We start from the raw sequence: 13,690 nt of genomic DNA on the forward strand, positions 1-13,690 counted from the left end.
TCTGACGCGAGGGTTGCACCGCTAGGGTAGGGCTGGGCGTTGCCGATTCAGTGCAGCTATCGGGGCGCTGAAAAAATCCGCAGCCTCGTGCAGAAAACCACTTGAACGACTCAAAGGTTTGCCCGATATGCGCGCTTAAGACGCCAACGCACGCGCCTCTGTCGAAAGGGCTCAAAGCCCTAGGGTTACGTAGCGACGGTAACGTCTCTGATTGAAGTGAGCGGTCATAGATGGCCGGGTCTTTTGGAGATGACCATGAACGCAAACGTCACCGGGCAAATCGCCCGCGAATGTGAAGTCGTACCTACAGCACGCCACATCGAGTATATCGCGAACACCGCTTTCGCACGTCCGACCCTTGTGATCGACGGCGCCGCAGTGTCGCGCCAGTATCAGGCGCTGGCAAATGGTCTGGGCCGCGCCCGCATCCACTATGCGGTCAAGGCCAACCCCGAAGCTGCCCTGCTGCGCCGCCTCGTGCGCTCGGGTTCCAACTTCGATGCGGCCAGCCGCGCCGAGATCGAGATGTGCCTGGCCGCCGGTGCCGCGCCGCATCAGATCACCTTTGGCAACACCATCAAACGCCCGGCTGACATCGCCTTTGCCCATGGCATTGGCATCCGTCATTTCGCTGTCGATGCGGTGGAGGAGCTGGAGAAACTGGCCGAACACGCCCCCGGCGCCCACGTCTGTGTGCGTCTGCTGGTCGATGCCACCGGTGCCGACTGGCCGCTCAGCCGCAAGTTCGGCTGCACCCCGGATATGGCGCTGGCGCTGATGGATCGTGCGCGCACGCTGGGCCTCGTGGCCGATGGTCTGTCCTTCCATGTCGGCTCGCAGACACGTGACCCGATGATGTGGGGGGCGACGCTGGATCAAGTCCACGTTGTCTGGCAGGCTGCAAAAGATGCAGGCCATTCCATGCGCCTTCTGAACATCGGTGGCGGTTTTCCGGCGTCTTACGTCAATACCGTGATGGGGCCGAGTGACTATGCCCGCGCGGTGATGGCGCAGGTTGATGCACGTTTCCCCGATGCGTCCGAGGTGATGGCCGAGCCGGGCCGCGGTCTGGTGGCCGAGGCAGGCGCCATCGTGGCCGAGGTGCTGCTGGTGTCGAAAAAACACGACAAAGATCTGCACCGCTGGGTCTATCTGGATATCGGCAAGTTCTCGGGGCTGGCGGAAACCATGGATGAGGCGATCCGCTATCGCATCACCTCTGACCGCGATCATGAGAGCACTGGGCCTTGCGTTCTGGCGGGGCCCTCCTGCGACAGCGCGGATGTGCTTTATGAAAAGCAGCCCTACCAGCTGCCGCTTGGCCTCAAGGCAGGGGATCGCGTGGTGATCCATGCTTGTGGCGCCTATACCTCGACCTATGCCTCGGTCGGGTTCAATGGCTTCCCGCCGCTGGATGTGGTGGTGATCTGACCCCGGCGCGGGCCATGATCAGGGAAATTTGAAGGTCGCAAGGGCGTTCGGGGCTTGTACCCGAACGCCTTTGGTTTTTTGAATGCAGAGAACGACAACCGGACACCGCGCCCATCGTCGCAGATCGACCGCTTGTTCGGCCTTAGGCCGGACAGCCCCCGCCCGCCCCCAAGGCGGGGGCTTTGCCCCCACCACGGGCGAGGCCTGTCCTGCGCGCAATGGAAGAGGAGACACGGTGCCCAGACACGAGGAGCCCTTGCGACCATGACCCATACCCATCATCCCGCCCCGGCAGACGCCGAGGCCCGCAAGGCCGTCAAACCGGTCATCTGCTATCCCAATGAAACACTGCCGGTGCCGGATCTACCGCTCTACCGGGCGGCGCGCGAGGGCGCGGAGAAGACCGGCGAGGTGCTGGTTCCGGCCCGCGATGCCGCTTGTTTCGAAGTGCCCGCCGGGCATTTCTTCCGCATCTCCTCAATCGAGGGGCCGCAGGTGGGGGATCTCAACCTGTGGAACCGCAATGACCTGTCCGAGCGTTTCTATTCCGGCAAGAGCCGCGCCCTGCATGGCACCCACCTGACCAGCGGGGAGCGCATGTGGACCAGTTTCCCGTATCTGCGCCCAATGGCCACCATCACCGAGGATACGCTGGAGTGGTACGGCATGGATGCATACGGCGGATCGGTGCACGATGTGATCGGCACCCGCTGTGATCCCTATACGGGCAATCTGCTGGCGGGCAGCCAGTACCACCATTGCTGCCACTCCAACCTGACCCGGGCGCTGGCCGATCATCTCGGCGTGAGCCTTGTGGAGGCGGAACCGCATGTGCATGACGTGCTGAACGTTTTCATGTGCACCGGCTTCACCCGCGATACCGGGCAGTATTTCATGAAGGCCAGCCCGGTGCGCCCCGGCGACTATCTGGAATTCTTTGCTGAGATCGATCTGCTGGGCGCGCTCAGCGCCTGCCCCGGCGGGGATTGCTCCTCCGAGCATTCCAGCGATACCGCTGCGTGCCATCCGTTGCTGGTAGAGGTCTTTGCCCCCGCTGCGGGCGCGTTGGAGGGATGGAGCAGTCCGCCGGTGAATGGCTACGACCGCAGTCACGGCCGCTAAAGCGGGCTCTCCCGCGTCTCTTTGCAGCCCCCTGCCGGGGGCCGAAAAAGCCTTGGGCCCGGCAGCGCGCGTGCCGCGCGCTGCGCCATCGCCTGACGCACGCGCATGAAAAAAGGCAGCGGAGGCGATCCGCTGCCTTTCTTATGTTCCTTAGAGATCGTGACCACGCCGGTCTCAGGCGAAGGCGGCTTCCAGCGCGATTTCAACCATATCGCCAAAGCTGCGCTCACGCTGATCCGAGGGCAGCGCTTCGCCGGTTTGCAGATGGTCCGACACCGTCAGCACCGCCAGCGCCCGGCAGCCATAGCGCGCCGCGAGGGTGTAGAGCTCGGCGGCTTCCATCTCGACGCCCAGAATGCCGTGACGCACCATCTGTTCATTGAGATCGGGCCGTTCGTCATAAAAGGTATCCGAAGAATAAATCCCGCCCACGTGGGTGGTGACATCACGCGCCTCGGCGGCCCGCGCAGCGGCCTGCAGCAGCGACCAGTCAGCGCAAGGGGCGAAATTGACCTCTTTGAAGATCGTGTCCGAGGGGGATCCGGCAGTGGTGGCCGTCATCGCGAGGATGACATCTCTCAGTCCAACCGTTTTCTGCATGCCACCGCAGGAGCCGATACGGATCAGGGTTTTGGCGCCAAAATCCCGGATCAGCTCATTTGCGTAAATGGAAAGCGATGGCATTCCCATGCCGCTCCCCTGAATTGTCACCGGATTGCCGTTCCAGCTGCCGGTAAATCCCAGCATGCCCCGGACGTCATTTACCAGACGGGCGTCCTGTAAAAAGGTTTCGGCCGCCCATTTCGCGCGATAAGGATCGCCGGGCATCAGAACCGTTTCGGCAATCTCGCCATTTTTGGCGCCAATATGGATTGTCACTGCGTTTCTCCAGTCCGGTCAGGATCAGATTTCCAGATCCGAGATATCCATTCCGGCGGTCAGGGCAGCATGCACCCAGTGCGGTTTACGGCCACGGCCGCTCCAGGTTTCTTCGGGATTGTTCGGATTGCGGTATTTTGCGGCCGCTTTTTGTTTTTTACCGCCGCCACGCTGGTTGCCACCGGTAATCTCTTCCAGAGCAAAACCGTATTTGGCAGCAGCGGCTTCGGCGGCTTTCAGGGCTTCCTGACGTTCGCGGATTTCTGCCGATTTAATTGCCGCATCAATTTGAGATTTCAGCTCAACAAGTTCGCTGCGCGACATGGAAGAAAGATCAATGCTCATTGTGATACTCCGGATCGTTAGGGCCACACCCGATTTTTCGTGCGGCCCTATATGACGATATTGACCCGGAAATATTAGCGGAATTTTCCCCATTTTGGGAAAAAAATCGTGATCAACCCATTAAGATGCAATCGCGGGTGGTTTTGCGAGGTCGACAATGTCGCTCATAATTGAATTTAGCTCGAAATCTTTTGGCGTATAGACCCGCGCCACTCCCATTTTTTTCAACCGTTCGGCATCGTCATCGGGAATAATACCGCCGACAACCACCGGAATGTGATCCAGCCCGGCATCACGCAGCAGCTGCATCATGTCCTCGACCAGTGGCAGGTGGCTGCCGGACAGGATCGACAGGCCGATCACATGGGCGTCGTCCTTCTGAGCCTGAGCCACCAGTTCCTGCGGCGTCATGCGGATACCGTCATAGGTGATGTCCATGCCGCAGTCGCGGGCGCGGAAGGCGATCTGCTCGGCGCCGTTGGAGTGACCATCAAGGCCGGGTTTGCCGACCACGAACTTGAGCCGCCGTCCCAGCTGGTCGCTGACCGCGTTGACGGCATCGCGCAGGTCCTCAAGACCCTCAGTCTTGTTAGAGGGGGAGCCGGAGACGCCGGTCGGGCCGCGATAGGTGCCATAGGCCTTGCGCATTTCCTCGGCCCATTCACCGGTGGTGACGCCTGCCTTGGCTGCCGCGATGGAGGGTTCCATGATGTTGCTGCCGTCCTTGGCTGCCTGACGCAGCGCGGCCAGCGCCTGCTCTACGGCGGCATTGTCACGTTCGGCGCGCCAGGTGTTGAGGCGGGCGATCTGCTGCTGCTCTACGGCAGGGTCGACGACCATGATGCCGCCATCTTCGGTCTGCAGCGGCGAGGGCTCGCCCTCGGTCCAGCGGTTGACGCCGACCACGACGGTCTCGTTGCGCTCGATCCGGTTCAGGCGTTCGGCGTTGGAATCCACCAGACGCGATTTCATGTATTCAATCGAGGCAACGGCGCCGCCCATGGAATCAAGATTGGCCAGCTCGGCGCGGGCGCCGTCTTTCAGTTCCTCGACCTTGCGGTCTACCGCCGGGTTGCCGTCGAACAGGTCCTCGTATTCCAGAAGGTCGGTCTCATAGGCCAGGATCTGCTGCATACGCATCGACCACTGCTGGTCCCAGGGGCGCGGCAGACCCAGCGCCTCGTTCCAGGCGGGCAGCTGCACGGCGCGGGCGCGCGCCTTTTTCGAAAGCGTCACGGCCAACATTTCAATCAGGATGCGGTAAACGTTGTTTTCCGGCTGCTGCTCGGTCAGGCCCAGCGAGTTCACCTGCACACCATAGCGGAAGCGACGGAATTTCGGGTTGTCGACGCCATAGCGCTTTTCGCAGATCTCATCCCAGAGATCGACAAAGGCGCGCATCTTGCACATCTCCGTCACGAACCGGATGCCTGCGTTCACGAAGAAAGAGATCCGCCCCACCAGTGCCGGGAAATCCTCGGGCGCGATTCGCGGACGCAGTTCATCCAGAACCGCCTGCGCGGTGGCAAGCGCAAAGGCCAGCTCCTGCTCGGGCGTCGCGCCGGCCTCCTGCAGGTGGTAGGAGCAGACGTTCATCGGGTTCCACTTGGGCACATTGGTGTAGCAGTATTCAGCCACATCCGCGATCATCTTGAGGCTGGGTTTCGGCGGGCAGATATAGGTGCCGCGCGACAGGTATTCCTTGATCAGATCGTTCTGCACCGTGCCTTGCAGCTTGCTGATGTCAGCGCCCTGTTCCTCGGCCACGGCGATATAAAGCGAGAGCAGCCAGGGCGCGGTCGCGTTGATCGTCATCGAGGTGTTCATCTGCTCCAGCGGGATCTGGTCAAACAGGGTGCGCATGTCGCCCAGGTGGCTGACCGGCACACCGACCTTGCCCACCTCGCCGCGCGCCAGGACGTGATCGCTGTCGTATCCGGTTTGGGTCGGCAGGTCGAAAGCGACGGACAGGCCAGTCTGACCCTTGGCCAGGTTCGAGCGGTACAGCGCGTTGGAGGCCTCGGCGGTGGAGTGTCCGGCATAGGTCCGGATCAGCCAGGGACGATCGGCTTTGCGGTCATTCTGCGTCTGCGACATGGGCGGGCCTCGCGATTCTGTGGTGGGTAATTTTATTTCGCTGTGGCGATGTAAAGCGGAATAATAAACCCATGTCAATTCGCTGCGTTGCGGCGAACACCGCGTCAGGCGCTGATCCCGCGTTACAATTGCCCGGGCAGGGCTTTGCTGCCACAGTCGGGCCATGACAAGTACCGTAGAGCTTCCGCTTTGGCTGTTTGTGCTGATCCTGCTGTTTGCTGCGGTCACCTTTGCCTCGCATTTCCTGTTTCCATCCGTGCGCTGGTTCTTCCGGCGGCGGCTGGAACGGGCGGTGGCACGGCTCAACCAGCGGCTGGAGCGCCCGATCGAGCCATTCCGGCTGGCGCGGCGCTATGACATGATCCAGCGGCTGATCTATGACCCGCAGGTGGCGCAGGCGGTGGCGGATCACGCGGCGGCGGAAGGCATTCCCGACAACGTCGCCTTTGAAGAGGCGCGGCGCTATGCGCGCGAGATCGTGCCGTCCTTTTCCGCCTTCACTTATTTCAGCTTTGCCATCCGGGTGACGCGCTGGCTGTCCAATGCGATCTACCGCGTGCGCTTGGGGCATCAGGACGAAGAGGCGCTGCGCCGCATCGACCCGGAGGCAACGCTGGTTTTTGTGATGAACCATCGCAGCAATATGGATTACGTGCTGATCACCTATCTGGCAGCTCGGCGCTCGGCCCTGTCTTATGCGGTGGGGGAATGGGCGCGGGTCTGGCCGCTGTCGCGGTTGATCCGGGCCATGGGGGCCTATTTCATCCGTCGCAAATCGCGCAATGAACTTTACCGCCGTGTACTGGCGACCTACGTGCGCCTTGCCACGCAGGGCGGGGCTACGCAGGCGATGTTCCCCGAAGGGGGGCTCAGCCTGGACGGCGCGCTGGCGCCGCCGCGTCTTGGGCTGCTGAAATACATTGTCGACGCGCGGGACCCGGCCGGGGCGGGGCGGGATGTGGTCTTCGTGCCGGTGGGGCTGAATTATGACTGGGTGCTGGAGGACAAGATCCTGACCTCGGCCGGGCGCGCCGGAGAGCGCCGGTTCCGCGCCCGTATCGGCGTGGTGATGGCGCGGATGCTGCGGCAGCTGTGGCTGTGGATGACCGGGCGCTATCACCGGTTCGGCTATGCTGCGGTGAACTTTGGCCGCCCTTTGAGCCTTGCGGAATTCACTGCCGCGCAGCAGGCTGCCGATCCTTCTGGGCCGGTCACGGCGTCAGATCTACCCGAACCCCTGTCGCAGGAGCTGATGGAGCGGATCGGTGATATCGTACCGGTACTGCCGGTGCCCGCGGTCTGCTGGTTGCTGATGTCCGAAGGCGCAATGACGCGCAGCGCGCTGGAACAGCGGCTTGCGGCGCTGCTGGAGCGGATGCCGCTCTCCCATATCCATCTGCCCCGTGACAGCCGGTCCTATGCGGTTGAAACAGCGCTGCGGATCCTGGTGCGGCGCGGCATCCTGCGCTCCGAACACGGGCGTTACGTGCCGGTGCCCGCCAAACGGGACCTGCTGACCTACTATGCCAACTCCATTCGTCACCTCCTGCCTGCAGCGGCCCTGCCTACGGATGCTGCAGACGCCAAGGAAATTTCTGCGTTTGCGAGGTCATAAAATTACAAAACAACCTCAAATGGGGTTGCATTATTACCTTGCCGTTTTTATTCCCTAGGTAGACCCGCGATTCTGCATTGCGGCAAAACCGTTTTAACGAAGGAGGCCATCATGGCTCTGGACACGCAGACCGACGTTCTGTCCTACGAGGCGCCCGAGAAGGATCTCTATGAGATGGGCGAAATCCCTCCGATGGGTTACGTCCCCAAGAAGATGTACGCCTGGACCATCCGCAAGGAGCGCCACGGTGAGCCGAACACTGCCATGGTCGAGGAAGTGGTGGATGTGCCCGAGCTGGACAGCCACGAGGTGCTGGTCCTGGTGATGGCCGCCGGCGTCAACTACAATGGTGTCTGGGCCGCGCTGGGCAAGCCGATCTCGCCCTTTGACGGTCACAAGGCGCCCTATCACATCGCCGGCTCCGATGCCGCGGGTATCGTCTGGGCGGTTGGTTCCAAGGTGAAGCGCTGGAAAGTCGGCGACGAGGTCGTGGTGCACTGCAACCAGGACGACGGCGACGACGAGGAATGCAACGGCGGCGACCCGATGTATTCGCCGAGCCAGCGTATCTGGGGCTATGAAACTCCCGATGGCTCCTTTGCTCAGTTCACCAATGTGCAGGCCCAGCAGCTGATGCCGCGCCCCAAGCACCTGACCTGGGAAGAAAGCGCCTGCTACACGCTGACGCTGGCCACCGCCTACCGGATGCTGTTCGGCCACGAGCCGCACGACCTGAAGCCGGGCCAGAACGTTCTGGTCTGGGGCGCGTCGGGTGGTCTTGGCTCCTACGCGATCCAGCTGATCAACACCGCCGGCGCCAACGCCATCGGCGTGATCTCGGACGAGAGCAAGCGGGAGTTCGTCATGGGCCTGGGTGCCAAGGGCGTTCTGAACCGCAAGGACTTCAACTGCTGGGGCCAGATGCCGACGGTCAACACCCCGGAATATGCCGCCTGGTTCAAGGAAGCGCGCAAGTTCGGCGCCGCGATCTGGGAAATCACCGGCAAGGGCGTGAACGTCGACATGGTGTTCGAACACCCCGGTGAGGCGACCTTCCCGGTCTCCACCTTTGTCTGCAAAAAAGGCGGCATGGTGGTGATCTGTGCAGGCACCACCGGCTATAACCTGACGCTCGATGTGCGCTACATGTGGATGCACCAGAAGCGCCTGCAGGGCAGCCACTTTGCCCACCTGAAACAGGCGTCTTCCGCGAACAAGCTGATGCTGGAGCGTCGTCTTGATCCCTGCATGTCCGAAGTGTTCACCTGGAACGACCTGCCTGAGGCGCACATGAAGATGCTGCGCAACGAACATCTGCCCGGCAATATGTCGGTTCTGGTGCAGGCGCCCAAGACTGGTCTTCGCACCCTTGAGGACGTTCTCGAAGCGGGCAAATAATCCCGCCCTGCCGGGTTTCTATTGCTGAAAATCAGAAGAGCGAATCATTTCAAGTGGTTCGCTCTTTTTTGCTTTCTGAATCTTAAAATATAACAATTTCAGAATGTTACTCTGGGCTTTCCTCACCATTTCTGGGGAAGGAAAATCTGCGAATATACGAAAAATTCTCGCAAAATTAGGCTGTCCTTGGGTGACATAGGCTCAAGGGGGGGCCGATATGGCAAAAAATGAATGGATTCTGGACGTTCTCGTTGACCTCAGAGAGGTTGCCGCTGCAAAAGGTCTGGGGAGGCTAGGTGACCAGCTCGATATCGCGCTGGATATTGCTTATGCAGAGATCACGCCTCAGCTTGATGACAACGGTACGCGATCCTATGGGGAAAACGGTAGATCTGGACGGCATCCTGGAGGACTTGGATGCCACCACGACACTTGAGGGTCTGCAAAAGATCACCGAGCGCGTCCGGGATGCCTTTGAGATCGATCATATCGTCTATCACTGGGTCGATAGCGCAGGCGAGCAATACGGCTGTGGCACCTATGATGATGTCTGGGTCCAGCGCTATCTGGAGCAGGGCTATCTGCGGACCGATCCGGTCATTATTGGTTGTTATCAGCGGTTTCATCCGGTCGATTGGAAGCGGCTCGACTGGTCCACCAAATCGGCGCGTATTTTTCTGAAAGACGCGCTGGCGCATGGGGTCGGCAATCAGGGTTATTCAATTCCGATTCGCGGTCCCAACGGGCAATTCGCGCTCTTTACCGTCAATCACAATTGCTCAGATGAGGACTGGGAAGAATTCACCGAAGCCCACAGCCGCGAACTGATTCTGATGGCGCATTATTTCAACCGCAAAGCGCTGGAATTCGAACCTGATCGCGGCCCGGAACAGGCCCAAACCCTGTCGCCAAGGGAAATTGATGCACTGACCCTGCTGGCAATTGGTTACAGCCGTGCGCAGGTCGCACAAACGCTTTCAATTTCGGAACATACCTTGCGCGTTTACATTGAAAGTGCTCGATTTAAACTCGGCGCGCTGAATACGACTCATGCAATTGCCCGCGCATTAAGCTGCGGTTTTATCGTTGTCTGATCCGGGCGCGAAAATCTGCTCAAATCCAATCTTATGAATTCGTTAATGTCTTTGGCGCATCGCCTTCTGGGCGTAAGCTCCCCCTGCATTTCAAGCAAAAGGGGACGAAAAAATGCTTCGCTATATCTATGGACACGACCTGCATAAACATCCTGAACTGGCCCGCTCCATGTTTCAGGATCGCGCCGACCAATTCCGCACCCGTCTGGGCTGGGAGGTCAGCGTCGATGCCAACGGACAGGAACGCGATCAATACGATGCGCTGGATCCGCTTTATGTGATCTGGGAAATGCCGGATGGCAGCCATGGCGGCTCCATGCGGTTTTTGCCGACCACCGGGCGCGTGATGGTGAATGAAATTTTTGGCCATCTCACTGGCGGCAGCCCGATCACCAGCCCGCTGATCTGGGAATGCACCCGGTTCTGCCTGTCGCGCAATGCGCCGTCCAAGGTGGCAGGTGCGCTGATGTTGGGCGGGGGGGAGATCATGCGCAATTTCGGCATCCGCCATTTCGTCGGTGTCTTTGATCGTCGGATGATCCGGATCTATCGCGCCATCGGCTCCAGCCCCGAGGTTCTGGGCACCGAGGGAGAAGGCCGTGACCAGATCAACGTCGGTCTGTGGGAGTTCACTCCGGACAGTTATGACATGGTGGCCAGCCGCGCGGGCATCGCGCCCGAGCTGTCGCGGCTGTGGTTCGACCGCTCCTTTGGCGGTGCCGACCCGATGAAGCAGATGGCGCTGACTGGCTAAGACCCGGGTCTGTCTTGCGACCCCACATGCCACGGGGCCGGTTGCATCTGGTGCAGCCGACCCCGCAGCTGTAGGGTCGCGCCATGACAAAGCCGCTTATTCAATTCTCCGACGATCAGGCCGCCGCTTTTGACAGCGTGACCGCGCTTTTGCACCAGGCCGGGGTGGAGCTGGACGATGGTCTGCTGCATCCGCCGCGCGGCGATGCCGGGGTGATGGCGGTGATCGGCAAGGCGGGATCGGGCAAGACCCTGCTGCTGGCCGAGCTTTACAAGGCGCTGGAAGATGCCGGCGTCGAAGTGGTGTCGGGCGATTACGAAAGTCGCAAGAAAAGCGGCAAGCGCACCCTTGCGATTCTGGCCCCCACCAACAAGGCAGCCAGCGTGCTGCGCCTGCGTGGGGTGCCGGCGACCACCATTCACCGGATTCTCTACACGCCTGTCTACGATCCGGAATACGAACGCATCGCCGAATGGTTGGCCGGAAACGGCGAAGAGCCTGATATCGAAGGTCTGACCGAAGAGGCGCTGGCGCGCGCGGCGGCCTTTTACGAGCGCAACAAATCGATCCCCGGGGCGCTGGCGGCGGCAGGGCTGCGCGGCTCCGATTTTATCACCGGCTGGAAACGGCGCGAGGACCCACTGGACATCGGCTTTGTCGATGAAGCCTCGATGCTGGATGACCGCCAGTTCAGCGATCTCAAAGAGATTTTCCCGACCCTGCTGCTGTTTGGCGACCCGGCGCAGCTGGCACCGGTGAACCAATCCGGCGCCATGGTCTTTGACGGGCTGCCAGAGACGCGCAAACTGGTGCTGAGCCGCATTCACCGGCAGGAGGCCGATAACCCCATTCTGGACCTCGCCCATGCGCTGGCGGATCCGCAGCTTGGGTTCGAAGATTTCGAACGCATGGTCGAAGACACCGCCCGCCGCGACGAGCGCGTGGTTTGGGGGCAGCGGGTCGAGGTCGACCTGATGGCGCGCTCCCCGGTGCTGGTCTGGCGTAACAACACCCGGATCCGCCTGATCAACGCCTTCCGCAGCGTCCATGGCGCCCCCGAGGATGCGCTGATCGAAGGCGAACCTTTGATCTGCGATGGCATCGAACTGCCGCTGAAACACCGCAAGAAACGTTTGGATCTTGAAGCGCGCGGGCTGATCAAGGGCGCGCAGGTGATCTACCTTGGCCCCGGCCGCAAGCCCGGGTTTTCCCGCCTGCACGTGATGGGCGCCGAGGATCCGCAGGTCTCGGCCGCTTCCATCGTGAAGATCGAAAAACCGGACGAGGAAGAACCCTTCATCCCCTTTGCCGCGCGCATGGGGGCGACCTTTCTGCATGGCGCGGCGGTGACCATTCACAAGGCGCAGGGCTCGCAATGGGAGACCGCGCAGGTCTTTGCCCCCGATATCTACGCCGCCGCGCGAATGGGCCGGGTCGAGGCCGGTCAGCCGCTGTGGAAACGGCTCGCCTATGTGGCGATCACCCGGGCGCAGGAGCGGCTGATCTGGGTGGTGCGCAACCGGCTGGCCAAACCCACCGGGCCGCTCCGGGTGGACGATCTGCGCGCCGCACCGGTGGCGGCGCTGACACTCGAGGCAGAGGAGGAAACCGCGTTATGAGCAACAAGACAATCCTGATCACCGGCGCCAGCTCTGGCATTGGCCGGGCGGTGGCCGAACAGTTCCTGACCCAAGGCTGGACCGTGGGCCTGCTGGCCCGGCGCGCGGACAAGCTGGCGGATGTGGCGCTGGGGCACGACCGGGCCTATGTGCTGCCTGCCGATGTCACCGATGCCACCGCCGTGGATCATGCGGTCAACAGCTTTGCCATGCAGGCCGGGCGGCTGGATGTGCTGTTCAACAACGCGGGTATCTTCACGCCGCCCGGCACCATCGATGAGATCGCGCTGGAGGATTGGCATGCCTCGGTCAATGTGAACCTCACGGGCATGTTCCTGGCGGCGCGGGCGGCCTTTCGGCAGATGCGCCATCAGGCACCGCAGGGCGGACGGATCATCAACAACGGCTCCATCGCCGCCCATGTGCCGCGTCCCGGCTCGGCCCCCTATGCGGCGACCAAATCGGCGATCACCGGGCTGACCCGCAGCATCTCGCTGGACGGTCGGCCCTTTGACATCGCCTGCGGGCAGATCGACATCGGCAATGCACGTACGCCAATGGTAGAGGATCTGGCCCATCGCCATGCCGAGGCCAATCCCGAGGCGGCGCCGATGGACACCTTTGATGTGGCGGATGCGGCGCGGTCGGTGCTGCATATGGCTGAATTGCCGCTGGAGGCCAATGTGCAGTTCATGACGGTGATGGCCACCAAGATGCCCTATATCGGCCGCGGCTGATCAAGGCAGGGCAGGGGACATGGCGGGGGAGCGCTCCCGCCCGTCTTCGGTCTGCGGACGCAGCTCTCATCCCGTTGGGCCCGGCACCGCGCGTGGCGCGGTGCCTGTTGCGAGTGGTCGTGATCCTGTCACCCTTGAAGACCTGGGCTAACCGTCTCGTCCCGGCTCGTTCGGGTTACTGGAAAACAATGCGATCTTGTTGCCTTGTGGATCGCGCAAGTAGCCGACAAAGAACCGGGGGCCATAGGCGGCGCGAAAACCCGGTTGTCCCTCATCAGTGCCTCCTGCGGCCAGCGCGGCGGCATGGAGGGCGCGCACCTGTTCCTGGCTGCGCGCCTCAAAGGCCACCATGGCGCCATTGCCAGCCGAGGCCGCCTCTCCATCGAAGGGCGGTTTGACGTAGAAATCAGGCAGAGCGGGAGACTGGCCCGGCTCCACTGGCAGGGCGTAGCTTAGACCTTCAGGCCCCTCCGATAGCCCATAGCCAAGGGCCGGTAGGAAGGCAGAATAGAACTGTTTGGCACGCGTGATATCGTCAGCTCCGACGGTGACATAGGCGATCATGCTTGCTGTCCCATTGCGCGATACATCTGATTGCC

At 61.5% G+C, this 13,690-nt stretch carries 12 protein-coding genes; 8 read left to right on the forward strand and 4 right to left on the reverse strand.

Annotation, left to right across the window (positions count from 1 at the left end; translation table 11 throughout):
* Window positions 1-249: 249 nt before the first annotated feature.
* Complete coding sequence (locus tag SM765_RS06360; RefSeq protein WP_274837559.1) at window positions 250-1,431, forward strand: type III PLP-dependent enzyme; 1,182 nt, start codon at window positions 250-252, stop codon at window positions 1,429-1,431.
* Between the two features lie 264 nt (window positions 1,432-1,695).
* A complete protein-coding gene (locus tag SM765_RS06365) occupies window positions 1,696-2,553 on the forward strand; it encodes an urea carboxylase-associated family protein (protein ID WP_274837560.1) in 858 nt (285 codons plus the stop codon).
* Window positions 2,554-2,727: 174 nt separating this feature from the next.
* On the opposite strand, the gene deoD is transcribed toward SM765_RS06365, so the two are convergent.
* The 3 genes from deoD to SM765_RS06380 form a co-directional block, all read right to left on the reverse strand.
* Window positions 2,728-3,432 (reverse strand): purine-nucleoside phosphorylase, encoded by a 705-nt coding sequence (gene deoD, locus SM765_RS06370; protein ID WP_274827610.1) that lies wholly within the window; start codon window positions 3,430-3,432, stop codon window positions 2,728-2,730.
* 24 nt (window positions 3,433-3,456) lie between these two features.
* Entirely contained in the window at window positions 3,457-3,777 is a 321-nt protein-coding gene (locus SM765_RS06375; protein ID WP_065272529.1) for an H-NS histone family protein, read from the reverse strand.
* 120 nt (window positions 3,778-3,897) lie between these two features.
* A complete protein-coding gene (locus SM765_RS06380; protein ID WP_065272530.1) occupies window positions 3,898-5,874 on the reverse strand; it encodes a protein meaA in 1,977 nt (658 codons plus the stop codon).
* 163 nt (window positions 5,875-6,037) lie between these two features.
* On the opposite strand from SM765_RS06380, the gene SM765_RS06385 reads away from it, so the two are divergent.
* The 6 genes from SM765_RS06385 to SM765_RS06410 all read left to right on the forward strand — a co-directional run bounded on the left by SM765_RS06385 (window position 6,038) and on the right by SM765_RS06410 (window position 13,091).
* The gene (locus SM765_RS06385) at window positions 6,038-7,489 is read left to right on the forward strand and encodes a 1-acyl-sn-glycerol-3-phosphate acyltransferase (protein WP_274837561.1); all 1,452 of its coding nucleotides are present in this window, start codon (window positions 6,038-6,040) and stop codon (window positions 7,487-7,489) included.
* A 111-nt stretch (window positions 7,490-7,600) separates the two neighbouring features.
* Window positions 7,601-8,887, forward strand: a complete 1,287-nt coding sequence (gene ccrA, locus SM765_RS06390; RefSeq protein WP_065272532.1) for a crotonyl-CoA carboxylase/reductase — start codon at window positions 7,601-7,603, stop codon at window positions 8,885-8,887.
* A gap of 374 nt (window positions 8,888-9,261) precedes the next feature.
* Entirely contained in the window at window positions 9,262-9,981 is a 720-nt protein-coding gene (locus tag SM765_RS06395; protein WP_065272533.1) for a helix-turn-helix transcriptional regulator, read from the forward strand.
* 112 nt (window positions 9,982-10,093) lie between these two features.
* Window positions 10,094-10,735: an acyl-homoserine-lactone synthase gene (locus SM765_RS06400; protein WP_065272534.1), complete on the forward strand. Its 642-nt coding sequence runs from the start codon at window positions 10,094-10,096 to the stop codon at window positions 10,733-10,735.
* An 83-nt stretch (window positions 10,736-10,818) separates the two neighbouring features.
* Window positions 10,819-12,354, forward strand: a complete 1,536-nt coding sequence (locus SM765_RS06405) for an ATP-dependent DNA helicase (RefSeq protein ID WP_274837562.1) — start codon at window positions 10,819-10,821, stop codon at window positions 12,352-12,354.
* On the forward strand, window positions 12,351-13,091 hold the full coding sequence (locus SM765_RS06410) for an SDR family oxidoreductase (protein ID WP_065272536.1): 741 nt from the start codon (window positions 12,351-12,353) through the stop codon (window positions 13,089-13,091). The genes SM765_RS06405 and SM765_RS06410 overlap by 4 nt, the downstream gene beginning before the upstream one ends.
* A 147-nt stretch (window positions 13,092-13,238) precedes the next feature.
* On the opposite strand, the gene SM765_RS06415 is transcribed toward SM765_RS06410, so the two are convergent.
* Window positions 13,239-13,655, reverse strand: coding sequence for a VOC family protein (locus SM765_RS06415; RefSeq protein WP_274834609.1), 417 nt, complete (start codon window positions 13,653-13,655; stop codon window positions 13,239-13,241).
* Window positions 13,656-13,690: the final 35 nt, after the last annotated feature.

Origin of the sequence: Pseudophaeobacter sp. 1A09344 (genome assembly GCF_041008745.1) — a bacterium.
GTDB classification, from domain to species: domain Bacteria; phylum Pseudomonadota; class Alphaproteobacteria; order Rhodobacterales; family Rhodobacteraceae; genus Phycobacter; species Phycobacter gallaeciensis_A.